The organism is Vibrio sp. 1S139 (assembly GCF_041439475.1).
In the GTDB taxonomy this organism is placed as follows: domain Bacteria; phylum Pseudomonadota; class Gammaproteobacteria; order Enterobacterales; family Vibrionaceae; genus Vibrio; species Vibrio crassostreae_C.
Genome location: NZ_JBGOOD010000024.1, coordinates 44,741 through 68,933, shown reverse-complemented (window position 1 = coordinate 68,933; position 24,193 = coordinate 44,741). Strand labels below are relative to the sequence as shown.

The 24,193-nt window shown below is 44.7% G+C and carries 21 protein-coding genes and 2 tRNA genes; 20 read left to right on the top strand and 3 right to left on the bottom strand.

Annotated features, from left to right (window positions below):
• The first annotated feature begins 104 nt into the window (after positions 1-104).
• The 3 genes from ACED46_RS10375 (at position 105) to ACED46_RS10365 (ending at position 1,526) form a co-directional block, all read left to right on the top strand.
• Positions 105-181, top strand: a tRNA-Met gene (locus ACED46_RS10375).
• Between the two features lie 55 nt (positions 182-236).
• Positions 237-321: transfer RNA gene (locus tag ACED46_RS10370), tRNA-Leu, on the top strand.
• Between the two features lie 158 nt (positions 322-479).
• Entirely contained in the window at positions 480-1,526 is a 1,047-nt protein-coding gene (locus ACED46_RS10365) for a lactonase family protein (RefSeq protein WP_017071286.1), read from the top strand.
• A gap of 68 nt (positions 1,527-1,594) precedes the next feature.
• On the opposite strand, the gene ACED46_RS10360 is transcribed toward ACED46_RS10365, so the two are convergent.
• Complete coding sequence (locus ACED46_RS10360) at positions 1,595-2,770, bottom strand: 2-octaprenyl-3-methyl-6-methoxy-1,4-benzoquinol hydroxylase (RefSeq protein WP_371721392.1); 1,176 nt, start codon at positions 2,768-2,770, stop codon at positions 1,595-1,597.
• Between the two features lie 308 nt (positions 2,771-3,078).
• Here ACED46_RS10360 and miaB point away from each other — a divergent pair, with 308 nt between their 5' ends.
• The 5 genes from miaB to lnt all read left to right on the top strand — a co-directional run bounded on the left by miaB (position 3,079) and on the right by lnt (position 8,811).
• Positions 3,079-4,503: a tRNA (N6-isopentenyl adenosine(37)-C2)-methylthiotransferase MiaB gene (gene miaB / locus ACED46_RS10355; RefSeq protein ID WP_371721391.1), complete on the top strand. Its 1,425-nt coding sequence runs from the start codon at positions 3,079-3,081 to the stop codon at positions 4,501-4,503.
• Positions 4,504-4,666: 163 nt separating this feature from the next.
• A complete protein-coding gene (locus ACED46_RS10350; protein WP_371721390.1) occupies positions 4,667-5,788 on the top strand; it encodes a PhoH family protein in 1,122 nt (373 codons plus the stop codon).
• Complete coding sequence (ybeY, locus tag ACED46_RS10345; protein ID WP_371721389.1) at positions 5,789-6,250, top strand: rRNA maturation RNase YbeY; 462 nt, start codon at positions 5,789-5,791, stop codon at positions 6,248-6,250.
• Positions 6,251-6,370: 120 nt separating this feature from the next.
• The gene (corC, locus tag ACED46_RS10340; protein ID WP_012603382.1) at positions 6,371-7,261 is read left to right on the top strand and encodes a CNNM family magnesium/cobalt transport protein CorC; all 891 of its coding nucleotides are present in this window, start codon (positions 6,371-6,373) and stop codon (positions 7,259-7,261) included.
• A gap of 32 nt (positions 7,262-7,293) precedes the next feature.
• Positions 7,294-8,811 (top strand): apolipoprotein N-acyltransferase, encoded by a 1,518-nt coding sequence (gene lnt / locus ACED46_RS10335; protein WP_017064170.1) that lies wholly within the window; start codon positions 7,294-7,296, stop codon positions 8,809-8,811.
• Positions 8,812-8,901: 90 nt separating this feature from the next.
• On the opposite strand, the gene ACED46_RS10330 is transcribed toward lnt, so the two are convergent.
• Positions 8,902-9,372 carry a zinc ribbon-containing protein gene (locus ACED46_RS10330; protein ID WP_017062329.1) on the bottom strand — a complete coding sequence of 157 codons (471 nt, stop codon included), beginning with the start codon at positions 9,370-9,372 and terminating at the stop codon, positions 8,902-8,904.
• Between the two features lie 263 nt (positions 9,373-9,635).
• On the opposite strand from ACED46_RS10330, the gene leuS reads away from it, so the two are divergent.
• From leuS to lipA, 12 genes are all read left to right on the top strand, one after another.
• The gene (gene leuS / locus ACED46_RS10325) at positions 9,636-12,212 is read left to right on the top strand and encodes a leucine--tRNA ligase (RefSeq protein WP_017068503.1); all 2,577 of its coding nucleotides are present in this window, start codon (positions 9,636-9,638) and stop codon (positions 12,210-12,212) included.
• 179 nt (positions 12,213-12,391) lie between these two features.
• The gene (lptE, locus tag ACED46_RS10320) at positions 12,392-13,045 is read left to right on the top strand and encodes an LPS assembly lipoprotein LptE (protein ID WP_371721388.1); all 654 of its coding nucleotides are present in this window, start codon (positions 12,392-12,394) and stop codon (positions 13,043-13,045) included.
• A 12-nt stretch (positions 13,046-13,057) separates the two neighbouring features.
• Positions 13,058-14,083 carry a DNA polymerase III subunit delta gene (gene holA, locus ACED46_RS10315; protein ID WP_371721387.1) on the top strand — a complete coding sequence of 342 codons (1,026 nt, stop codon included), beginning with the start codon at positions 13,058-13,060 and terminating at the stop codon, positions 14,081-14,083.
• Between the two features lie 64 nt (positions 14,084-14,147).
• The gene (gene rsfS, locus ACED46_RS10310) at positions 14,148-14,465 is read left to right on the top strand and encodes a ribosome silencing factor (RefSeq protein WP_004735247.1); all 318 of its coding nucleotides are present in this window, start codon (positions 14,148-14,150) and stop codon (positions 14,463-14,465) included.
• 3 nt (positions 14,466-14,468) lie between these two features.
• On the top strand, positions 14,469-14,939 hold the full coding sequence (gene rlmH, locus ACED46_RS10305) for a 23S rRNA (pseudouridine(1915)-N(3))-methyltransferase RlmH (RefSeq protein ID WP_065584443.1): 471 nt from the start codon (positions 14,469-14,471) through the stop codon (positions 14,937-14,939).
• A 6-nt stretch (positions 14,940-14,945) separates the two neighbouring features.
• Complete coding sequence (gene mrdA, locus ACED46_RS10300) at positions 14,946-16,838, top strand: penicillin-binding protein 2 (protein ID WP_371721386.1); 1,893 nt, start codon at positions 14,946-14,948, stop codon at positions 16,836-16,838.
• Entirely contained in the window at positions 16,838-17,959 is a 1,122-nt protein-coding gene (rodA, locus tag ACED46_RS10295) for a rod shape-determining protein RodA (RefSeq protein WP_017062334.1), read from the top strand. Before mrdA ends, rodA begins: the two co-directional genes overlap by 1 nt.
• A gap of 3 nt (positions 17,960-17,962) precedes the next feature.
• Positions 17,963-18,802 (top strand): septal ring lytic transglycosylase RlpA family protein, encoded by an 840-nt coding sequence (locus tag ACED46_RS10290; protein WP_371721385.1) that lies wholly within the window; start codon positions 17,963-17,965, stop codon positions 18,800-18,802.
• 93 nt (positions 18,803-18,895) lie between these two features.
• On the top strand, positions 18,896-20,077 hold the full coding sequence (locus tag ACED46_RS10285; protein ID WP_017068508.1) for a serine hydrolase: 1,182 nt from the start codon (positions 18,896-18,898) through the stop codon (positions 20,075-20,077).
• A 232-nt stretch (positions 20,078-20,309) separates the two neighbouring features.
• The gene (gene ybeD / locus ACED46_RS10280; protein ID WP_026084358.1) at positions 20,310-20,588 is read left to right on the top strand and encodes a DUF493 family protein YbeD; all 279 of its coding nucleotides are present in this window, start codon (positions 20,310-20,312) and stop codon (positions 20,586-20,588) included.
• A gap of 195 nt (positions 20,589-20,783) precedes the next feature.
• Positions 20,784-21,443, top strand: a complete 660-nt coding sequence (lipB, locus tag ACED46_RS10275; RefSeq protein WP_017068510.1) for a lipoyl(octanoyl) transferase LipB — start codon at positions 20,784-20,786, stop codon at positions 21,441-21,443.
• 4 nt (positions 21,444-21,447) lie between these two features.
• The gene (lipA, locus tag ACED46_RS10270) at positions 21,448-22,413 is read left to right on the top strand and encodes a lipoyl synthase (RefSeq protein WP_017064177.1); all 966 of its coding nucleotides are present in this window, start codon (positions 21,448-21,450) and stop codon (positions 22,411-22,413) included.
• A gap of 204 nt (positions 22,414-22,617) precedes the next feature.
• On the opposite strand, the gene ACED46_RS10265 is transcribed toward lipA, so the two are convergent.
• The gene (locus ACED46_RS10265) at positions 22,618-23,979 is read right to left on the bottom strand and encodes a sodium-dependent transporter (protein WP_017059919.1); all 1,362 of its coding nucleotides are present in this window, start codon (positions 23,977-23,979) and stop codon (positions 22,618-22,620) included.
• Positions 23,980-24,193: the final 214 nt, after the last annotated feature.

Here is a 24,193-nt window from a genome sequence, read left to right as displayed (position 1 = left end):
ATTTAGGTTCTGGCGCCGAGAGGTGTGAGAGTTCAAGTCTCTCCGACCGCACCATTATTTCTCTTTCATTAGAGAACAAATAGTGAATCTATTAGATTTATTATGGCTACTTAGCTCAGTTGGTTAGAGCACATCACTCATAATGATGGGGTCGCAGGTTCAAATCCCGCAGTAGCCACCACTTATACAACGTCTTATTGAAGCACCAATATTCGATATGACTATAAAGATTTGCTGCGGTCGTGGCGGAATTGGTAGACGCACCAGATTTAGGTTCTGGCGCCGAGAGGTGTGAGAGTTCAAGTCTCTCCGACCGCACCATCATTAAATAGAACCCAGCTTTTTAGCTGGGTTTTGTTTTATCTGGAATATGCAAATCTGCTAGCCAAGTCACCAAGTATTCTCTTCTATAACCTCACTTTTAATACGATTTTATAAGACAATGTCAGCTCCATTTTCTAATTGAGTATGACTAGCCTATGAAACCCCTCCCCTTAACGATCGGTTGCTACACAGATACACCAAGTAAAAGCCAAGGTGTTTATCAAACTCAGTTAGATCTAGAAACAGGAAAACTATTACCTCTAGAGCTGATCATCAAATGTACTAACCCCTCTTTTATTACTGTAACAAAGACTGGGATCTATACTGCATCGGAAGTGGACCAGCAAAAACAGCCCCAGCTCATTCATATACCTAATGTTGATTCACAGCTAACACACAATACAAGCCTCATCTCGGGAGATCACCCTTGTCACGTCGCGATAGATCCACACAATAAGTTTGCTATCACGTCGCAATACTCATCAGGCACATTCGATATTTTTAGCTTAAGTATCAACGGCAGCATCGATAAACGACTCAAAACAATCCAGATGGTTGGTTCCGGGCCAAACAAAGAGAGACAAACTAGCCCACACGCCCATCAATGCCTGTTCTTACAAAACTCACCACAGTTTGTGACTGTCGATCTCGGCACCGATCGCATCAACTTCTATTGCTTTGATGAAGAGCAAGAAGAGTTCCTTGATGAGCCAATGCAGTCTATTAAGGTGCCCGCCGGCAATGGACCTCGTCATTTAATCTTTAACAAAGCTGAAGACAGAGCCTATGTGGTCTGTGAACTCTCTGAAACGTTGCTGACTTTGGAAAAGGTTTTAGGCATTTGGAATGTAGTGGAAGAGATTGATGCATTGCCTAATATGGAGAAGGGAGAAGCCGCAGCTGCGATTAAGCTATCGCCTGATGAGCAATTCCTTTATGTGTCATGTCGACACCAATCAAGAATCAGTAGCTTCAAAATCGACTCTGAGACTCAAAGGCTGACTTTCATTGATAGCTACGACACTGAAGGCAAATTCCCAAGAGACTTCCATATAACGAACGATGGGAAATGGCTTATCGCCGCCAACCAGCACTCCAACAACATCACCTCATTCAAGCGAGATAATGAAGATGGGTCTTTGGTTTATACAGGGTACTCTTTAGAGATCGATGCACCGGTTTGTGTGACGCAACAGCGATAGTAGTCATCTGATACAAAAAAGGAGAGCATTCGCTCTCCTTCTTTTCATAAGCAGTCTTAAACGCTCAATTAGAGACCCAAAGCGTATTTCAATACTTGAGCTTTAATCGGGCCTGAATTTTCAGCTAGTTTTAGAGCAGCATTACGTACAAATTTCAGTGGGCCAATGTCGTTGCTGAATGTCTTGTAGAAGAAATCCATGCCACTTTGCATCATTAGATTGTCGCCTCTTCTTATCACTTCATAGCGTCTTGCTACAGACTGGTTCAATTCACCCTTTTCTTTGGTGACATCCAGCAGTACTGATACATCTTTGAAGCCTAAGTTAACACCCTGCCCAGCCAAAGGGTTGATGGTATGCGCAGAGTCTCCGACCAAAATACAGTTATTCTTCGAGTATGATTGAGCATGACGTCGTGTCAGAGGAAAAGAACCCGAATTCAAGACTTTAATATCACCTAACTCTTTAGGAAAGTGAGTAAGTACTTCGTTACGTAGTTTTTCAGGGGCCATTGCTGACAGTTGCTTAATACGCAGTGGAGAATCATACCAAACTAACGAGCCCAGCCCGACTTCTTGACCGTCAGAGGTTAGAGAACACAAAGGCAAAAATGAACGAGGGCCACTTGGTAGAAATTGCTGCCAAGTAATATCTTGCTGAGGTTGTTCTGTTTCTACATTGATAAGCATACAGTGTTGTCGATAATCCCAAGCCGTGATGCCAATTCCAGCTTGTTGGCGAACGGCTGAATTCGCACCATCAGCACCAACCACCCACTTCGCAGACAACTCAGCCCCTGATTGAAGCTTTACGATATTGATTTCACCAAACTCAATCACATCGAGCTTTTCTGGGCATAACAGTTCGAGATTGTCGTAGGCATCAAATTGAGACCATAAACCTAATTGAATGAGTCTGTTCTCAACGATATAGCCCAAACGAGGAAGGTCTAGTGAGGCAGCATCAAATCGAGTACGACACTCTGGGTGCTCCCACGTCTCTAAACGTTTATAAGAACACACTCGCATTGCTGCAATACTTTGCCATGCACCAAGATCGTCAAGTAAATCGACTGACGCCTGAGAAATCGCTGACACTCGAATATCCATCGCTTGCGACTCATCAAATGCTTGTGGGGCAAAACCTTCGATCACCGCAACACTCAGACCTTGCTTTGCAAAACCGATTGCTGTTGCTGCGCCAACCATGCCGCCACCGACTACTACAATATCGTAACTGTTCATATTTCGTACTTATCAGTTTGATTCTTTGACTGTTTTTGATTGTACTTTTTCATAACTAACTTGTAACCAAAAACCTTATTCGAAAAAAGGGTTATCCCTTATGACATATGGCGTTAACGATAATAAAAACCACTACATAAGAGATTTGTTCAGACTACTAGTCAGTCGGTTTTGAAACCAGTACAATACGCCGCTTGCCGCTAGAGCCTGTCATAAAATTGAATACCGAATTATGACAAACGGGGCTAGCGGATGAATAATGGGCGATTTGCTCCCTTAAATTAAACTAACGATCGAGCGAACATATAATGAGTAAGAAACTGCTAATTAAAACTTGGGGCTGTCAGATGAATGAATATGATTCATCAAAAATGGCCGACCTGCTTAACGCTGCAAATGGCTATGAGCTAACTGAAGTACCTGAGGAAGCAGACGTACTACTATTGAATACTTGTTCTATCCGCGAAAAAGCGCAAGAAAAAGTATTCCACCAGCTTGGTCGTTGGAAAACGCTTAAAGATAAAAAAGAAGGTGTGGTGATCGGTGTGGGTGGCTGTGTAGCGACTCAAGAAGGTGATCACATTCGTCAACGTGCACCTTACGTAGACGTTATCTTTGGCCCACAAACATTACACCGTTTGCCAGAGATGATTAAATCATCACTGTCTAACGAAAAGCCAGTAATGGATATCTCTTTCCCAGAGATCGAAAAGTTCGATAACCTGCCAGAGCCAAAAGCTGAAGGCGCGACGGCGTTCGTTTCTATCATGGAAGGTTGTTCTAAATACTGTACTTACTGCGTTGTACCATACACACGTGGCGAAGAAGTTAGCCGTCCAATGGATGATGTACTTTTCGAAGTTGCTCAACTTGCAGAGCAAGGCGTACGTGAAGTTAACCTGCTAGGTCAAAACGTAAACGCATACCGCGGTCCAACACACGAAGGCGATATCTGTTCATTCGCAGAACTGCTTCGTCTTGTTGCTTCTATCGACGGTATCGACCGTATTCGTTTCACAACAAGCCACCCGCTTGAGTTTGGTGACGACATCATTGAAGTTTACAAAGACACACCAGAGCTAGTGAGCTTCCTTCACCTACCAGTACAAAGTGGTAGTGACCATATTCTTACGATGATGAAGCGCCCACATACGGCTATCGAGTACAAATCTATTATCCGTAAACTGCGTAAAGCTCGCCCTGACATTCAAATCAGCTCTGACTTTATTGTTGGTTTCCCTGGTGAGTCTAAGCAAGACTTCCAAGATACAATGAAGCTAATTAAAGACGTTGATTTCGATATGAGCTTCAGCTTTGTTTTCTCTCCACGTCCAGGTACGCCAGCGGCAGATTACCCATGTGATGTACCAGCACAAGAGAAGAAAGATCGTCTGTACGAACTGCAGCAAACGGTAAACACACAAGCTATGCGTTTCTCTCGTCTAATGTTAGGCACAGAGCAACGTATCCTTGTTGAAGGCCCATCAAGAAAGAACCTAATGGAACTTCGCGGCCGTACAGAAAACAGCCGTGTTGTGAACTTCGAAGGTTCTGCAGACCTAATCGGTCAATTCGTAGATGTGAAGATCACTGAGGTTTACACCAACTCACTACGTGGTGAGCTAGTTCGCACAGAAAAAGACATGGGTCTACGCGTTGTTATGACTCCAGCAGAAATGATGGAAAAAACAAAACGTGAAGACGAGCTAGGTGTAGCGACATTTACGCCATAGGCAATACAACTGTTTGAGCACAAAGCGCAAACACAAAGCTTGAAATTACCTAACTAAGTGACCATCTTAGAAATAGGGATATCACCATCAGAAGCCCGGTCTAAATCGGGCTTTTTGCTCTTTGTTTTATTTAAGAGTGAGTGGCACAAAATGAGAGGCTAATTTGAGCAATAAAATCGTTACCTTAGAGATAAATCTAGAACCAGCAGACAACAAGCGCTTGGCAAGTTTATGCGGACCATTTGACGACAACATCAAGCATCTTGAGCGTCGTCTGGGCGTTGAGATTAATTACCGTAGCAACTTTTTCACCATTGTCGGTAAGCCTCACACTACAGCCGCAGCTTTAGACATCATCAAACACCTCTATGTTGAAACGGCTCCAGTTAAAGGCAACATAATCGATATCGAACCAGAGCAAATACATCTGGCGATCACCGAGTCAGGCATTTTGGAGCAACAGGTCGAGTCTGAAATCGACTACGGCAAAGAAGTGACCATTAAGACTAAAAAAGGCGTCATCAAACCACGCACACCGAATCAAGCTCAATACCTAATGAACATGGTTACTCATGACATCACCTTTGGTATTGGACCTGCTGGTACTGGTAAAACATACTTAGCTGTTGCGGCTGCGGTCGATGCACTTGAACGCCAAGAGGTTCGCCGAATTCTGCTGACTCGCCCTGCTGTTGAAGCCGGTGAGAAGCTTGGTTTCCTACCGGGTGATTTAAGCCAAAAAGTAGACCCATACTTGCGTCCACTTTACGATGCACTGTTTGAGATGCTTGGCTTCGAGCGTGTTGAGAAACTGATTGAGCGCAACGTGATTGAAGTTGCACCACTGGCTTACATGCGTGGTCGTACATTAAATGATGCGTTTATCATTCTTGATGAGAGCCAAAACACCACGGTAGAACAGATGAAGATGTTCTTAACCCGTATCGGTTTTAACTCGCGCGCTGTGATCACAGGTGATATTACGCAAATCGATTTACCTCGAGGAGCTAAGTCAGGTCTACGTCATGCAACTGAAGTACTCAACGAAGTGGATGACATTAGCTTTAACTTCTTCATGTCCGAAGACGTCGTTCGCCACCCTGTCGTTGCTCGTATCGTCAATGCGTACGAGAAGTGGGAAGCAAAAGACCAGAAAGAGCGCAAAGAGTTTGAAAAGCGCAAACGTGAAGAGCGTGAAGCCAAACTTCTTGAAGCTCAGCAAGCCGTTACGACACAATTAGCAACACAAAATAGCTCTGTAATTACAGAACAAGGTGATAAATAGATGTCTATTGAACTAGACCTGCAAATAGCGGTCGAAAATGAGCAAGGACTTCCAACTGAGCAAGATATTCAGCTTTGGTTGGACAAGACAATTCCTCAGTTTCAAGAGAACGCTGAGTTGACGGTTCGTATCGTTGATACACAAGAAAGCCACCAGCTCAATCATGAATATCGTGGCAAAGATAAGCCAACTAACGTGTTGTCTTTTCCATTCGAGGCTCCTCCAGGGATCGAGTTAGATCTACTGGGCGACCTCATTATCTGCCGCCAAGTTGTCGAAAAAGAAGCAGAAGAGCAAAGTAAGCCTCTGCTAGCACACTGGGCTCATATGGTTGTACATGGCAGTCTGCATCTGCTAGGTTATGATCATATCGAAGATGATGAAGCTGAAGAGATGGAGTCACTCGAGACAGAAATCATGCAATCTATGGGGTTTGAAGACCCTTACATTCTAGAAAAGTAAATTGATTCTAGTAAAGTAGGTTGCAGAGAAACAATAACTCATCGAACCTGTGATTTTCACAGGAATCTGAGTTGTAACGTGTGCTATCACACTTCTGATAGCGTTATTTTTTGAGAAATCATGAACGAAGGTAACCCCCCCACTTCTGAGGGAAGTAAAAAATCTGAAGGTCCGAGTAGAAAGTCCTTCTTTGAACGCCTAGGCCAACTATTTCAAGGTGAAGTAAAAGATCGCCAAGAGCTCGTAGATGTAATCCGCGACTCAGAAATTAATGACCTAATTGACCACGACACACGCGACATGCTCGAGGGTGTTATGGAAATTTCAGAGATGCGAGTACGCGATATCATGCTGCCTCGCTCTCAAATGGTTACAGTTGAACGCACAGATGATCTAGATACATTGATTGCGCTCATTACTGATGCTCAACACTCTCGCTACCCAGTGATCAGTGAAGATAAAGACCATGTTGAAGGCATTCTATTAGCGAAGGACCTACTTAAGTATTTGGGTTCAGAAAGTGCTCCATTTGATATCGAACAAGTGATTCGCCCTGTCGTGGTTGTTCCTGAAAGTAAGCGAGTTGATCGCCTGCTTAAGGAGTTCCAAGAAGAGCGTTACCACATGTCTATCGTTGTCGATGAGTTTGGTGGAGTTTCTGGCCTGGTAACCATTGAAGATATCCTCGAAGAAATCGTTGGTGAAATTGAAGACGAGTTCGACGATGAAGAAGAGCTAGATATTCGTAAGCTGAGTAAGCATACCTTCTCTGTAAAAGCTTTAACCACTATTGAAGAGTTCAACGATACGTTTAACACTGCCTTTAGTGACGACGAAGTGGATACGGTAGGCGGCATGGTTATGACAGCACTCGGCCACCTGCCGGTTCGTGGCGAAATTGTAGAAATCGAAAACTACCATTTCAAAATAACATCAGCAGATAACCGTCGTGTGATTCAGCTACAGGTAACCATTCCTGACGAACAGCCTCTTCCGACTATCGAAGAATAACAACTTCTCTCTAAAGAGATGACAGAAATTAGATGACTAATACCTTTATTCATCGCCTATTACGGCCGCTTGCGGCCGTTTTTGTTGGCGCTATAACCACCCTTTCATTCGCTCCATACTCTATATGGCCTCTTGCTATTCTCAGCCCAGCTTTGTTGCTGTTACTGATCCACAACCGCTCTCCTAAAAGTGCGCTTTGGATTGGCTACGCATGGGGTTTAGGTCAATTCACCACAGGTATCAGCTGGGTATACGTCAGCATTGATGGTTTTGGCGGCATGCCACTGGCAGCCAACCTATTTTTGATGGCATTGCTTGTTGGCTACCTAGCCGTTTATTCAGGGCTATTTACCTGGGGTTTGAATAAATTCTTCCCTGCCAATAACCTAAGCCGCTTTTTCCTTGCAGCTCCTGCATTCTGGCTAGTCTGTGATTGGCTGCGTGGCTGGGTAATGACGGGCTTCCCTTGGCTTTGGTTAGGCTACAGCCAAATCGATTCGCCATTGGGTTCATTTGCACCGATTGGCGGCGTAGAGCTAGTAACTTTAGCGATCATTGTTTCAGCCTCTGCATTCACTTATGCGATTGTTAACCGGGCTTGGAGCATCGCTCTCATTCCCGCCGTCGTATTTAGTGCAGGCTTTGGTATTCGCAACATCGACTGGGTCACGCCGAACCCTGAAAAAACCACGTCAGTCGTCTTGATACAAGGCAACGTCGATCAAGACAGTAAATGGCTACCGAGTCATCGCTGGCCAACCATGATGAAGTACACCGACCTAAGCAGAGAAAACTGGGGAGCGGATATCATCATCTGGCCTGAAGCGGCTATTCCAGCATTCGAAGTTGAGATCCCATCTTTCCTACGTAACTTGGATAGCGCAGCGAAGATGAACAACAGTTCGATCATTACCGGTGTGCTGAATCAGTCTGAAGATAAGAAATACTACAACAGTGTTCTTTCTCTCGGTGTGAATCCATACGGTGAGTACAGCTACGATCCAGACGAACGCTACCATAAACACCACCTGTTACCATTTGGTGAGTTTGTGCCGTTTGAAGATATCTTGCGTCCATTAGCACCTTTCTTTAACTTGCCAATGTCATCATTTAGCCGTGGCGACTTTGTTCAACCAAACATAGTGGCAAATGGTCGTCACTTAGCGCCGGCACTGTGTTATGAGATCATCTTTAATGATCAAGTTAGACAGAACGTAACCGACGAGACTGACTTTATTTTAACGCTCTCTAACGATGCGTGGTTTGGTCGTTCGATTGGCCCTCTGCAACATATGGAAATTGCACAGATGCGTGCTCTGGAGCTTGGTAAGCCGGTTATTCGCTCGACCAACAACGGTGTGACGGCAGTTACTGATTACAAAGGCAATATAATCAAGCAAGTGCCTCAGTTTGAAACGGCAGTGTTAAAAGCTGAACTCATTTCAACGGATGGTCAAACGCCTTATCACACAGTAGGTACTTGGCCACTGTATATCTGGGCGATGCTCAGCTTGGTGATTGGTTGGGTAATTAGAAAGCCAAAAAGCTAGATTCGACGAAAAGTGATTTGAGGGTTGACTGATCGGGTCAACCCTTTTTCATTGCTGTGGTTTTGCGTTGATACGCTATGGTTCAGAAGCTTACGGTTTAAGGGCTTTACGACTAAACCCTTTAGAACCACATTTAATGCATGGAATGATATTGGTTGGGTGGTTATATTCGGTTTGGTGACCACACTCGTCACATACTAAGGTTCCCAAGCCAATGACTTCACCCGCTTGATACAAGCCTTGGTGTTCTAAGTCTTGGAACAGTTCAACCCATTCCACCTTAGTACGATCAGTAATATCCAACAGCCCTTGCCAAATAGAGTCCGCAATCATCAAATAGAATGGACCGCTTTTACTCTCTTCATAGCTTTCGGAAAACTCTTTTAAGTCCGACTTCACGTAGGCAGAGATCAATGAAAGCTCATCTTTAGTCATATCATTAGCTGCTTTCGCAAACTTGCCCGACGTTTCGATTTTGTTGTTGAGCTCTTCAGGGCTATGCTTCAGCGTTTCAATCACCTCTTCGACGACTTCTTCATAGAGCGCTTTTTTCTTCGGCATAACAACCTCCTTAAGATAACCAACCTTTTAGTGAGCAAACGGATGCGCTGCAATGCACTCCCGCTTACAAACAAATGCAATTCATACTCTTAAGTATAGTTGCCCTGCGAAATTCAGTGAAAATTACACAATCTACTAAGCGGCAACTGCAAGTATGAAGGGTATAACTATTGTTGTACTCAGCTCCTTTAGGTATTCTATGACGATCTGTAAGATTCTGTTCTAACCGAACTCACAAATTCCAAGATAACCGGATACCATCGATGCAAGAACAATATAACCCGCAAGAGATTGAACAAAAGGTTCAACAACACTGGGATAACAGCGAGACTTTCGTTGTAAGTGAAGACCCAAACAAAGAAAAATTCTACTGTCTTTCTATGTTCCCTTACCCAAGTGGCCGACTGCACATGGGTCACGTGCGTAACTACACCATCGGTGATGTGGTATCTCGTTTCCAACGTCTACAAGGCAAAAACGTAATGCAGCCAATTGGTTGGGATGCATTCGGCCTACCTGCAGAAAACGCCGCTGTTAAAAACAATACAGCACCTGCACCATGGACTTACGAAAACATTGAGTACATGAAGAACCAGCTTAAGCTTCTAGGCTTTGGTTACGACTGGAACCGTGAATTCGCAACGTGTACTCCAGAGTACTACCGTTGGGAACAAGAGTTCTTCACTAAGCTTTACGAAAAAGGCCTGGTTTACAAGAAGACATCTTCAGTGAACTGGTGTCCAAACGACCAAACAGTACTGGCAAATGAGCAAGTAGAAGACGGTTGTTGCTGGCGTTGTGACACTCCAGTAGAGCAAAAGAAAATTCCACAGTGGTTTATTAAAATCACTGAGTACGCTCAAGAGCTACTAGACGATCTAGACAACCTTGAAGGTTGGCCTGAAATGGTTAAGACCATGCAGCGCAACTGGATCGGCCGCTCTGAAGGTGTTGAGCTATCTTTCGCTGTTAACGGCGAAGAAGCACCATTAGAAGTGTACACAACACGTCCAGATACACTAATGGGTGTTTCTTACGTTGGTATCGCTGCAGGTCACCCTCTTGCAGAGAAAGCATCGAAGAACAACCCAGAGCTTGCTGCATTCGTTGAAGAGTGTCGTAACACTAAAGTTGCTGAAGCTGAACTCGCAACGATGGAAAAGAAAGGTATGGATACTGGCCTAACGGCTATCCACCCTCTTAACGGTCGTGTTGTTCCTGTATACGTAGCAAACTTCGTACTTATGGATTACGGCACAGGTGCGGTAATGGCGGTTCCTGCTCACGATCAACGTGACTACGAGTTCGCAACTAAGTACGGCATCGATATCATCCCAGTAATCAAACCTGAAGATGGTTCTGAACTAGACGTGTCTGAAGCGGCTTACACTGAAAAAGGTGTACTGTTTGATTCTGGTGAATTCGATGGTCTTGCGTTCCAAGAAGCATTCGATGCAATTGCTGCGAAGCTTGAAGCTGAAGGCAAAGGTAAGAAGACAGTAAACTTCCGTCTACGTGACTGGGGTGTATCTCGTCAACGTTACTGGGGCGCTCCAATCCCAATGGTAACCACTGAAGACGGTGAAGTTCACCCAGTACCAGCAGACCAACTGCCAGTCATTCTTCCTGAAGATGTAGTAATGGATGGCGTAACGAGCCCAATCAAGGCTGACAAGTCTTGGGCTGAAACAACATTCAACGGCGAACCCGCTCTACGTGAGACTGACACGTTCGATACGTTTATGGAGTCTTCTTGGTACTACGCACGTTACTGTTCACCGCAAGCAGACGACATTCTAGATCCAGAGAAAGCAAACTACTGGCTACCAGTTGACCAATACGTTGGTGGTATCGAGCACGCTTGTATGCACCTGCTTTACTCTCGTTTCTTCCATAAGCTTCTACGTGATGCTGGCTACGTGACGTCTGATGAACCGTTCAAGCAACTACTATGTCAAGGCATGGTTCTGGCTGACGCGTTCTATCACGAAAACGAAAAAGGCACCAAAGAGTGGATTGCACCGACTGACGTAACGGTTGAACGTGACGGTAAAGGTCGCATCGAAAAAGCAGTCGACGATCAAGGTCGTGAAGTTGAACACTCAGGCATGATCAAAATGTCTAAGTCTAAGAACAACGGTATCGACCCACAAGAGATGGTAGACAAGTACGGCGCTGATACAGTACGTCTATTCATGATGTTTGCATCACCTGCAGACATGACGCTTGAGTGGCAAGAGTCTGGCGTTGAAGGGGCTAACCGCTTCCTTAAACGTGTTTGGAAATTGGTTCACGCTCACTCTTCTAAGGGTGCTGCTGAATCTGTTGATGCTTCTGCGCTATCTGGCGACCAAAAAGCACTTCGTCGTGATATCCATAAAACTATCGCGAAAGTAACGGACGATATCGGCCGTCGCCAAACGTTCAACACAGCAATCGCTGCGATCATGGAATTGATGAACAAGCTAGCGAAAGCACCTCAAGAGTCTGTACAAGATCGTGCAATCCTTGATGAAGCGCTAAAAGCGGTAGTACGCATGCTTTACCCAATGACTCCACACATCTCTTACGAAATGTGGATTGCACTTGGTGAATCAAACGTAGACTCAGCAACATGGCCAACTTTCGATGAGAAAGCGCTAGTTGAAGACGAGAAGACTATCGTTGTAATGATCAACGGTAAGCTACGTGCGAAACTAACCGTTGCTGCTGATGCAACAGAAGAGCAAGTTCGCGAGCTTGGTCTAAACGATGAGAACGCTAAGAAGTTCCTAGATGGCTTAACTATCCGTAAAGTTATCTTCGTACCAGGTAAGCTTCTAAACATCGTCGCTAACTAATTTCGTTAGCACAATGCAATTGCTAAAGAATTAACGAACTTAGTTCATCAAAAGCAGTCTGTAGACAGGGTAGCTAATTGCCCTGTCTACTTATTTAAGCGCTTTAGACTTGAGCCTAACCACTCAAACGAACTAAAGCCTTTAAATAAGTATTCTACCTTCATGAGAGCCATCAAATAATGCGCCTGATTTCACTATCTTCATTGAAAGTTACTGTTGTTGTTTTAACCGTCAGCCTATTAAGTGCGTGTGGTTTCCACCTACGTGGTGATTACTCCGTACCAGAAGAACTCAACAAGATCTCCGTAACCAGTTACGACCAATACAGTACGTTTACACGTATGATGAAAGGTCAACTGCGTATGAATGATGTAGAAATTGTGCCACCGGCTGAGAATACACCTAACCTGCATATTATTAGTGAGAGCGTAGGTGAGCGAACTCTGTCTCTATACCAAAACACTCGTGCAGCAGAGAAAGAACTGACATTCCGAGCAAGATATCGAGTTACTGTCCCAGATCTAGGCTCAAAGACATTCTCAACCAGCGTAACCCGTAGTTACCTAGATAACCCGTTAACTGCACTTGCGAAGTCGGTTGAACGAGACATGATCGAAGATGAGATGCGTAAGTTGGCAACAAGCCAAATCCTTCGTCAGATGGCTCGACTAAAAGCGAACATTGCAGCTGATAGCATGGATCTAGATGCACTAGAACACGTTCAAGTGAAAGAGCTTGAAAAGCAATACAACATCAAGAATGTTGAAATTGACGACGTTGAGATCGTACCAGCTTCAGAAGAACAACCAACACTTAGCGATTCGGCTGAGTAATAGGTTTATTTGATGCGTATTTTTGCTGACCGCTTATCAGAGCAACTGGCTAAACAGTTGAGTAATGTTTACCTAATTTTTGGTAACGAACCTCTACTGCTGCAAGAGAGCCGAGAAGCGATTCAAAAGGCTGCAAAACAACAAGGCTTTGAAGAACGTCACCGCTTTGCGATTGATAACAGTATGGACTGGAACCAAGTCTATGACTGTACTCAAGCGCTAAGCCTGTTTTCTAGCCGTCAAATCATTGAGCTTGAGTTGCCAGAGTCAGGCGTGAATGCCGCAATAGCCAAAGAACTGTTGGCTATCTCTGAGCATATCCACAACGATATCTTGCTAATTCTTGTTGGCACCAAACTGACAAAAGCTCAAGAAAACGCTAAATGGTTCAAGGCACTCTCTAGCCAAGGGCATTGGGTAAGTTGCCTGACGCCTGATGTCAGCAGGCTACCTCAATTTGTTCAAGCACGCTGCCGTCAAGTCGGGTTGTCGCCAGATCCTGAAGCTATTCAGATGCTGGCGCAATGGCATGAGGGTAACCTGTTTGCACTCACACAAAGCCTCGAAAAACTGGCACTTCAATATCCAGATGGAAAGCTAACCTTAGTGCGCTTAGAAGAGTCGCTGAGCCGCCACAACCACTTCACTCCATTCCATTGGAGTGATGCCCTATTGGCAGGGAAAGGAAATCGAGCACAGAGAATCCTAAGACAACTCGAAGCTGAAGGTGTCGAACCGGTTATTCTGCTGCGAAGCGTGCAAAGAGAGCTTGCGCTGCTACTACAAATGCAGCAACAAATGAAACTCATGCCGCTCGGTCAGGTCTTCGAAAAACACCGTATCTGGCAATCTAAAAAGCCGCTTTATAACGCCGCGCTAACAAGAGTTTCGATTTCTCAATTACACTCTTTGTTCGCGTTGCTCACTCAAGCTGAATTGATGACAAAAACTCAATATGAGCAGTCGCCTTGGCCACTAATTCATCAGTTAAGCGTAGAGTTTTGTATCCCTTCAGCTTCAATACCATTTCACGCATAAAAGCGTGGTATATTCTAGGGTCGACAGCCCCTAAAAAGCTAAATTCAGATTAAAGGAACACCCCGTGTTACGTGAAGAACTAAAAGATTTTCTTGCAGACAAAGCCGACGACATGAAAGCAGAATCGATTGTGACTATCGATGTAGAAGGCAAATCAAGCGTTACTGATTACATGATTGTTTGTACAGGTACCTCTAAGCGCCATGTTGCTTCTATTGCACAGCATGTTGCTGATGAAGTACGTAAAGCAGGTATGCAGCCACTAGGCATGGACGGCCAGCAAGAAGGTGAATGGGTTGTTCTAGATATGGGGACAAGCATGCTTCACGTTATGCAAGAAGAACACCGTGAACTGTACCAACTAGAAAAACTTTGGGGCTAAGCTTTGAAGATCCAGTTAATCGCAGTTGGCACAAAAATGCCAAAGTGGGTTGAAGAAGGCTTTAAAGAATATAAACGCCGCTTCCCTCATGATATGCCATTAGAGCTCATTGAAATTACTGCGGGAAAGCGCGGTAAAAATGCGGATATTGCACGCATTCTTCAAAAAGAAGGCGAAGCGATGTTGGCAGCGGTTCCAAAAGGCAACCGCATTGTCACGCTTGATATCCCAGGTAAAAAGTGGGACACATCACAACTGGCAGAGCAATTGGAAAGTTGGAAGTTGGATGGACGCGACGTTTCTATCCTTATCGGCGGGCCTGAAGGATTAGCACCTGCATGTAAAGCGGCTGCAGACCAAAGTTGGTCTCTGTCTGCGCTTACTCTCCCTCACCCATTAGTACGCGTTATCATGGCTGAAAGCTTGTATCGAGCTTGGAGCATCACTGCTAACCACCCTTATCATCGAGAATAAGCGTTAATGTTACGTAAACGTAGCCAAATCCGTGATTACAAAGCAGAAGCACGACTATTTACTAATCGTGCTTTTGTTGCGTTTGCGGGGATCATAGTCATGATATCGATGTTGGTTGTTAATCTGTACAACATTCAGGTCAATCAATATCAAGACTATAAAACCCGCTCTAACGATAACCGTATCAAGGTCGTTCCAATCGCCCCCAACCGTGGTTTGATTTATGATCGTACTGGTGTGCTTCTTGCCGAAAATCGCCCGGTTTTCAACCTAGAAATCACACCAGAAAAAATCAAAGATATGGATGACACGCTCGTCCGTCTACAAGAATTAATCGAGATCCCGCCAGAGCGCATTGAACTATTTGATCGTGATCGTCGCAATTCACGACGCTTCAAGTCAGTACCTATTCTGAATCAGCTTACCGAAGAACAAGTTGCGATCTTCTCTGTAAATCAACATAAGTTCCCAGGCGTTGAAGTTACAGGTACGCTAAAACGTTTCTACCCTTATGGTGATGTGTTAACTCACGTGATTGGCTACGTATCGCGCATCAATGACCGTGATATGCAGCGCCTGGTTCGCGAAGAGAAAGACGCCAATTACCAAGCCACTCGCGACATCGGTAAACTTGGTATTGAGCGCTACTACGAAGACATGCTTCACGGTACCGCTGGCTATCAAGAAGTCGAAGTTAACAGCCGTGGACGAGTGATCCGTACTCTAAAATTTGTACCGTCGGTTCCGGGTAAAGATATCGTGCTCAACTTGGATATCAAGCTACAACTATACGTACATAAGTTACTGGATAGCCGCCGTGGCTCAGCTATCGTTCTCGACCCGAAAGACAATGGCGTGTTAGCCATGGTATCTAGCCCAAGCTACGACCCAAATGCATTCGTACATGGTATTTCGTCTAAAGGTTATAACGCCCTGCTTCAAGACAAAGACCGCCCTTTGGTTAACCGTGCAACGCTAGGTATTTACCCACCAGCATCGACGATCAAGCCATTCATTGCTGTTGCGGCTCTGCAAGAAGGTGTGATTACACCTAATACAACGCGTAATGACCCAGGTTATTGGAAGATCCCTAATTCAAAAACAAGACCATTCCGTGACTGGTTGCGTTGGGGACACGGGGTCGTTGATATAGAGAAAGCGATTGAAGAGTCAGTGGATACTTTCTTTTACCAAATTGCTTATGATCTCGGCATTGATCGCATATCCAAATGGATGATGATGTTCGGCTTTGGTGATTATACTGGCATCGATATTTATGAAGAAAGCAAAGCCAATATGCCAACTCGTGATTGGAAGATGGCAAGACACCGTGTGCCTTGGTACCAAGGTGACACCATCCCAGTTGGTATTGGCCAAGGCTACTGGACTGCAACACCCATGCAGATTGCAAAAGCCACATCAGTTTTGGTCAATGAAGGTGAAGTAACCGCACCTCACCTACTTCGTTCAACCATTGATAACGGTCGTCCATTCGATGAACAAATCATGTCGGACATTGAAACTTACCCACCGCTAACCGGGGTTAAGAAGAAGTATTGGGATATCGCTCAGGAAGGTATGAGGCTGGCTAACCACGGTAAGAAAGGTACGGCAAGACGTTCATTCCAGAAGATGTCTTACCAAACCGCTGGTAAATCGGGTACCGCGCAGGTATTCGGCTTAAAAGAAGATGAAGAGTACAACGCGGACGAAATCGCAGAGCACTTACGCGATCACGCCCTCTTTACGGGTTACGCGCCTTTTGAAGATCCTGAAGCCGTCGTGACTATCGTTCTAGAGAACGCAGGTGGCGGTTCTTCTAACGGCGGCCCAGTAGTAAGAAGGATTTTAGACCATATTATCCTTGCAGAAGATTATCAAAGTGAGCCAATTAAATAATGAAACTTGATCCTTCAACTGGACGAAATAGAGCCCTATTCGAAAGGCTGCATATCGACCTGCCGCTTTTGCTTGGCATTCTGGTTTTAATGGGCTTTGCCCTGCTGATCATGTACAGCGCAAGCGGACAAAGCCTTGCGATGATGGACCGCCAGGCGATGCGCATGGCTCTGTCTTTAGGTGTGATGATCTTCCTAGCGCAAATCTCACCTCGTACTTATGAAACCTTGGCACCACTGCTATTTGTAGGTGGTGTCATCTTGCTATTGGGCGTGTTGTTCTTTGGTGAAGCCTCTAAAGGCGCCCAGCGTTGGTTAAACTTCGGCTTTGTTCGATTCCAACCGTCAGAGCTATTAAAGCTCGCGGTGCCTTTGATGCTGGCACGATTTATCGGTAAGCGCTCACTTCCACCAACATTCCAAACATTAGCGATCTCGCTAGTGATGGTGTTTGTACCGACGATTCTAATCGCAAAGCAGCCTGACCTAGGTACATCTATCCTTATCGCCGCATCTGGTATCTTCGTGATATTCCTGGCTGGTATCAGTTGGAAAATCATTGCTAGCGCCGCAATCGCATTAGGGGCATTTATCCCAATCCTATGGTTCTTCTTGATGCGTGAATATCAAAAAGTGCGTGTTAGAACCCTTTTTGATCCTGAATCAGATCCATTAGGTGCGGGTTACCACATCATTCAAAGTAAGATTGCGATAGGTTCGGGTGGTATATCAGGAAAAGGTTGGCTGCAAGGCACTCAATCTCAATTAGAATTCATTCCAGAGCGCCACACCGACTTCATTTTTGCGGTCATCGCCGAAGAGTGGGGCATGATTGGTATCTTGTTCTTGCTTGCTATCTACCTGTTTATTATTGGACGTGGCTTAGTGCTTGCGAGCCAAGCTCAAACCGCATTCGGTCGAATGATGGGCGGCAGTATTGTACTGAGCTTCTTCGTTTATATTTTTGTAAACATTGGCATGGTAAGTGGCATTCTACCTGTGGTTGGTGTTCCTCTTCCTTTAGTCAGTTATGGTGGTACTTCAATGGTTACCCTTATGGCTGGTTTTGGTATTTTAATGTCGATCCATACACACAGAAAAGCATTCTCAAAGGCGACCTAATCGATGTCTATTACAACGTTTCCAAAAAAAGCATCCTTGGTTGATGAGCTGCCAATCAAAAAAATAGCCTCTATCTTAGGGCTAGCGATTTTAATCAATGGTTGTTCTTCAAAGCAGCCAACAGGCCGCTACGATATTGATTCAGATATTGCACCAGACGCACCTATCTCAGTAGAGCATCTCGAGGATGCTCACCCTCAGTATGAACCTTATAGTTTAGGTGGTAACACGGATTACACTTTACGTGGCGAAGACTACAAGATCGTAAAGAAGATCGAAGGGTTTACTGAGAAAGGCAAAGCCTCTTGGTACGGTAAGAAATTTCATGGTCACTTAACGTCTAACGGCGAGATCTATGACATGTATTCGATGTCTGCGGCGCACAAAACATTGCCAATTCCAAGCTATGTAAAAGTGACGAATACCGACAATAACAAAACGACGATTGTTCGTATCAATGACCGCGGCCCATTCCATGAAGGCCGAATCATTGACCTTAGTTATGCGGCAGCTTACAAGCTCGATGTGTTGAGAACCGGCACGGCAAATGTTGAGATTGAAGTCATTACTGTGGCTATGCCAACCGACGCAAATAAAAAGGCTGCTTTACCGCAATTTATTATTCAAGTCGCAACATCTCCACATGAAGATAGAACAGAGAAGTTAGCGAAAGATCTAGCCGAAAAGCTAGAAGTAGCAACGTTCTTGCAGCCAAATGATGACAACTACCGTCTGATGATTGGGCCATTTCATGACTATGCTCTGACTCAAGAGAAATTAGAACAAGTTAAGCTAATGGGTTACCCGTCAGCTTATATAAAAAAACACACCCTAACTCGCTAATTAATCTAACAGTTACTTCTGGTAATCAGCGCTCTGGTGTGACAGAGTGATTCTGTTAATATATGAATAGTTCACCAAATAATTGCATTCAAAATGATTAAATCTAATAAACTTGTTAAATCGATTTTTGCTACTTCTGTTGCTCTTTCTGCAACGATAGCTACATCGTCATTCGCCGCTCCTATTGTTGTTCCTGATGCTCCTCAAATCGCCGCTAAAGGTTTTGTTCTGATGGATTACCATTCAGGCAAAGTACTAGCAGAGAAAGAGATGAATACTCAGCTTTCTCCAGCAAGTTTAACCAAGATGATGACGAGCTACGTGATCGGCCAAGAGCTCGACCGTGGCAACATCAACCTAAACGACGATGTTGTAATCAGTGAAAATGCTTGGGCTAAAAACTTCCCAGATTCATCTAAGATGTTCGTTGAAGTGGGCACTACGGTTAAAGTTGAAGAATTAAACCGCGGTATCATCATTCAATCAGGTAACGACGCATGTGTTGCTATGGCTGAACACATCGCTGGCTCTGAAGATGCATTCGTTGACCTAATGAACGCTTGGGCAAGCTCTATCGGCATGAAAGACACGCACTTTGCTAACGTGCACGGTCTAGACAACCCGAACCTATACTCAACGCCTTACGATATGGCGCTACTTGGTCAGGCGCTGATTCGCGACGTACCAGACGAGTACCGTATCTACTCAGAGAAGAAATTCACATACAACGGCATCACCCAATACAACCGTAACGGTCTGTTATGGGATAAGAGCATGAACGTTGATGGCATCAAAACGGGCCACACAAGCAATGCAGGTTACAGCCTAGTAAGCTCAGCGACAGAAGGCAAAATGCGCCTAGTGGCTGTAGTTATGGGCACCAAGAATGCGAATGCTCGTAAAACAGAAAGCAAAAAACTGCTTAGCTACGGCTTCCGCTTCTTTGAAACAGTGGCACCACACACAGCCGGTGAAACCTTCGTAGAAGAGAAGATCTGGATGGGTAGCAAGGACACAGTTGCACTGGGTGTCGACGAAGATACTTTCGTAACGCTACCTCGTGGTCAAGCTAAGAACCTGAAGGCAAGCTTCGTTCTTGAGAAAGAACTAGAAGCGCCAATCAGCAAAGGCGATGTAGTTGGTAAACTATTCTACCAAGTAGACGGTGAAGACGTTGCTGAATACCCACTACTAGCACTTGAAGATGTAGACCAAGGCAGCCTATTCAGCCGTCTATGGGACTACCTAGTTCTTCTGTTCAAGGGTTTATTCTAAACAAGCAAAAGGTTTGTTCTAGGTAAAACCCAAGCTTGTTGTATAGCTAACCTAATGAGTAAGTTCATGATTTACTCATTAGCGAACCAAAAGCCGCCATGTGCGGCTTTTGTTGATCTTGAGTTCGGTGATATTTACACGTAATATTCCGCCTTATTACTCGTGTCTGTTGACCGAACACGCTTTTTATCGACATTTCGCCAATTTGCGAGAGTCTAGCCTTTTGGAGCTAATCATGAACATCAATTCTGATGCAAAACTAAAAGACCTCTTAGAGTTCCCTTGTTCATTCACTTACAAAGTAATGGGCCACGCTAAGCCAGAACTGACTGAGCTAGTACTAGAAGTGATCCAGCGTCATGCTCCTGGTGACTACAGCCCAACGCTAAAACCAAGTGCGAAAGGTAACTACCACTCTGTTTCTATCAATATTACTGCGACTTCAATTGAGCAAGTAGAAACTCTTTATAAAGAACTGGGCGAGATCGAAATCGTTCGTATGGTTCTGTAATCTCCGATTACACATGAAAAACAGCGGCTTATTGCCGCTGTTTTTATTTAAAGCGCCCTATCTAGCTCAAATTCATTCAACTTAATTTTCAATAAATACAAAGAAAGTTGAAAAACCTTGCAGTCCGTCTGTAGTTAGAATCATGTTTCGCGTTTATAATGCGTTCACTTTATTAATCCTTGAGGGAGTGCAGCTTTGCAAAATAAGCTAATCGTAAAAAAATTAGGCCGTCAGGATTACGAACCTGTATGGAAAGCCATGCATAAGTTCACAGACGAACGCACGGAAGAAGACCTAGACCAAGTTTGGTTGGTTGAACACAACCCTGTCTTCACTCAAGGACAAGCAGGCAAAGCTGAGCATGTATTAAATGCCGGTGATATCCCTGTAATACAAAGCGATCGCGGTGGCCAAGTGACTTACCACGGCCCAGGCCAATTAGTGGCTTACTTTCTGATTAACATCCGCCGCAAGAAATTCGGAGTACGTGATTTGGTTACTCATATCGAGAACCTCGTAATCAATACTCTGAAAGCTTACAATATAGATTCAGCTGCCCGACCTGACGCTCCTGGTGTTTATGTCGATGGCAAGAAAATCTGTTCACTTGGATTACGTATTCGACGTGGCTGCTCGTTCCACGGGTTAGCACTCAACGTCGATATGGACCTGTCTCCATTCCTACGTATTAACCCATGTGGTTACCAAGGTATGGAAATGGCGCAGGTAAGCCAACTCGGCGGACCAAGTGAACTAGAAAACGTTGAGCAACAGTTAATACAAGAGCTCGTAGAGCTACTCGGCTATGACCAAGTAGACATTCAAGCCACCAGTAACATTACAGCAGAAGCATAAAATCATGAGCAAACCAATCCAAATGGAAAAAGGCGTTAAATATCGTGACGCTGACAAAATGGCATTAATTCCCGTAAAGAATATGCCTGCTGAACAGAAAGAAGTTCTACGTAAGCCTGAATGGATGAAGATTAAACTTCCTTCAGACAGCCATCGTATTCAAGAAATCAAATCAGCAATGCGTAAAAACAACCTGCACTCAGTTTGTGAAGAAGCGTCTTGCCCTAACCTAGCCGAGTGTTTCAACCACGGTACGGCAACGTTTATGATTCTTGGCGCTATCTGTACTCGTCGCTGCCCGTTCTGTGATGTTGCCCATGGTCGTCCTGTTGCTCCTGAAGCTGAAGAGCCGAAGAAACTGGCTAAAACAATTCAAGACATGAAACTGAAGTACGTTGTAATCACTTCAGTTGACCGTGATGACTTGCGTGACGGCGGTGCTCAGCACTTTGCTGACTGTAACCGTGAGATTCGCGAACTCAACCCAAATATTCGTATCGAAACACTGGTTCCAGACTTCCGCGGTCGTATGGACGTTGCGCTTGACCTAATGAAAGACAACCCGCCAGATGTTTTCAACCACAACCTAGAGACAGCGCCACGTCTATACCGTAAAGCGCGTCCAGGTGCGAACTACAAGTGGTCTCTTGATCTACTGAAGAAATTCAAAGAGCAGCACCCTGATATCCCAACAAAATCAGGTGTGATGATGGGTCTTGGCGAGACAAAAGAAGAGATCGTTCAAGTACTGAAAGACCTTCGCGAACATGGTGTGACTATGCTGACACTAGGTCAATACCTAGCACCAAGCCGTCACCACTTACCAGTAGAACGCTACGTGCCGCCTTCTGAGTTCGATGAGCTGAAAGAGATTGCTCTAGAGCTAGGCTTTACTCACGCAGCGTGTGGCCCGTTTGTACGTTCTTCTTACCATGCGGACTTGCAAGCTCAAGGTATGGAAATTAAGTAATCACGATTGCTTAACGAACAATGCAAAGGCGCTGAATATTATGTTCAGCGCCTTTTTTCTATCTTGTTCGTGCCGCTATAGCTTTATATTTCGTGCCACTAAGCTTTATATAAAAACAACAAAGCCACTCTTTATGAGTGGCTTTGTGCTTAATATTTCAAGTTCAGAGGAGGTAATTTCAAAAAGCCCAGATAGGGTTCTGCATTAACCGAAAGATGCCCAGATAACCGTTGCTACCAAAATTGGGCACACAAACTTCACATACATTGGCCAAACCTTACCAAACCAACCAAGTTGAAAATCAGGACTGCCTTGTTCAAGCTCTTTCACTTTTGAAGCTCGGCTCCATACCCAACCACCAAACACACAGAACATCAGTGCAGCGACTGGTTGAAGATACTGAGTTGCAATCATCGCTACCATGCCAAACATCGCAGCAAAGTTGTAAACAATCACCACACTAAACAGCGCGATAGCACCACCAATCACCCAGCTTGTTGGCGTTCGTCTAGTATTGAAACGCTCACTCACTAGCGCAACCGGGCCTTCAAGCATCGAAATCGAAGAAGTCAGTGCAGCAATCGTTAGTAGTAAAAAGAACACAATCGCAAAGATCTGTCCAAGCACACCTAAACTATCAAACATCAACGGCAAAACCGTGAATACTAGAGTGTCAGAGCTTAATAGTGAGCCGTCTTCAGCGTAGATTTGAACGCCTTTTTGCATCGCAACAAACATTGCTGGCATCACCACTAATCCAGCAATAAAAGCGACAGCAGTATCCACCAGAGTTACGTTCATCGCCATTTTTGGTAGGTTCTCTTTCTTGCTTAAGTAAGAGCCATAAACCAACATCGAGCAACCGCCAATAGTGAGTGAGAAGAACCCCTGTCCCATTGCCGCCAGAATCAGTTTTCTATCCCACACTTTCTCAAAGTCTGGAATAAGGTAATGTTTTAGGCCTTCCATCGCGCCAGATTGCGTCATGATGTAAACAAACAATAAGCCAAATAAAACAAACAGCGCAGGCATCAAACGAGTCGACCATTTCTCGATGCCTTGCTTAACACCGCCCTGCACAATCAAGATAGTCAGTACATAGAACGCGACGGTACCAAATACGTTGCGCTCAACACTGAAGCCCTTAAACCAATCAGCAATCGCTTCTAGGCCGATAAGATCCGCGACCGCACCAATTAGGAAACAGATCAACCAGCCACCAACAATACTGTAAAACGCCAACACTGCGCTTGGTACACTCAGTCCAACCCAACCGACAAACTCACCGACTTTCTTACCCAAAGGGTTTGTCGTCAAAGATCGCATGCTATCAACTGGGTTTGCTTGGCCGTGACGGCCTATAGCCATCTCAACCACCAACATAGGGAAAGCAACCACGAAGATCATGATCAAATAGACTAAAAGGAAAGCGCCACCACCGTTGCTAGCAACTTGAGTCGGGAAACCCCAAATATTACCCAAGCCAACCGCTGCACCAGCCGCTGCTAAAATAAAACCTAAACGAGAGCTAAAGTGCTCTCTTGAAGAGGAAGATTGTTGGTCCATATCGCCCGCATTAAAAATCAGTGAACTAGTTGAGAAGTACAGTAATAAAAAGCAATGATAGGCACAACCAATAAATGAACAATTCTCTGATTTTTACAATCAATGCGCTATTTAGAACAACAAAATTAACAAAAAACCAGTCTTATCGTTCAATTATAAGCAACAAAGCGAAGCGGTAGGCTTAAGAAGGAAATGGATTGAATTGAGATAAATA

Bases quoted from the DNA above. Each gene is read 5' to 3' on its own strand.
- ACED46_RS10365 (WP_017071286.1), top strand. From the start codon at position 480: ATGAAACCCCTCCCCTTAACGATCGGTTGCTACACAGATACACCAAGT.
- ACED46_RS10360 (WP_371721392.1), bottom strand. From the start codon at position 2,770: ATGAACAGTTACGATATTGTAGTAGTCGGTGGCGGCATGGTTGGCGCA.
- miaB (WP_371721391.1), top strand. From the start codon at position 3,079: ATGAGTAAGAAACTGCTAATTAAAACTTGGGGCTGTCAGATGAATGAA.
- ybeY (WP_371721389.1), top strand. From the start codon at position 5,789: ATGTCTATTGAACTAGACCTGCAAATAGCGGTCGAAAATGAGCAAGGA.
- corC (WP_012603382.1), top strand. From the start codon at position 6,371: ATGAACGAAGGTAACCCCCCCACTTCTGAGGGAAGTAAAAAATCTGAA.
- lnt (WP_017064170.1), top strand. From the start codon at position 7,294: ATGACTAATACCTTTATTCATCGCCTATTACGGCCGCTTGCGGCCGTT.
- ACED46_RS10330 (WP_017062329.1), bottom strand. From the start codon at position 9,372: ATGCCGAAGAAAAAAGCGCTCTATGAAGAAGTCGTCGAAGAGGTGATT.
- leuS (WP_017068503.1), top strand. From the start codon at position 9,636: ATGCAAGAACAATATAACCCGCAAGAGATTGAACAAAAGGTTCAACAA.
- lptE (WP_371721388.1), top strand. From the start codon at position 12,392: ATGCGCCTGATTTCACTATCTTCATTGAAAGTTACTGTTGTTGTTTTA.
- holA (WP_371721387.1), top strand. From the start codon at position 13,058: ATGCGTATTTTTGCTGACCGCTTATCAGAGCAACTGGCTAAACAGTTG.
- mrdA (WP_371721386.1), top strand. From the start codon at position 14,946: ATGTTACGTAAACGTAGCCAAATCCGTGATTACAAAGCAGAAGCACGA.
- rodA (WP_017062334.1), top strand. From the start codon at position 16,838: ATGAAACTTGATCCTTCAACTGGACGAAATAGAGCCCTATTCGAAAGG.
- ACED46_RS10290 (WP_371721385.1), top strand. From the start codon at position 17,963: ATGTCTATTACAACGTTTCCAAAAAAAGCATCCTTGGTTGATGAGCTG.
- ACED46_RS10285 (WP_017068508.1), top strand. From the start codon at position 18,896: ATGATTAAATCTAATAAACTTGTTAAATCGATTTTTGCTACTTCTGTT.
- lipA (WP_017064177.1), top strand. From the start codon at position 21,448: ATGAGCAAACCAATCCAAATGGAAAAAGGCGTTAAATATCGTGACGCT.
- ACED46_RS10265 (WP_017059919.1), bottom strand. From the start codon at position 23,979: ATGGACCAACAATCTTCCTCTTCAAGAGAGCACTTTAGCTCTCGTTTA.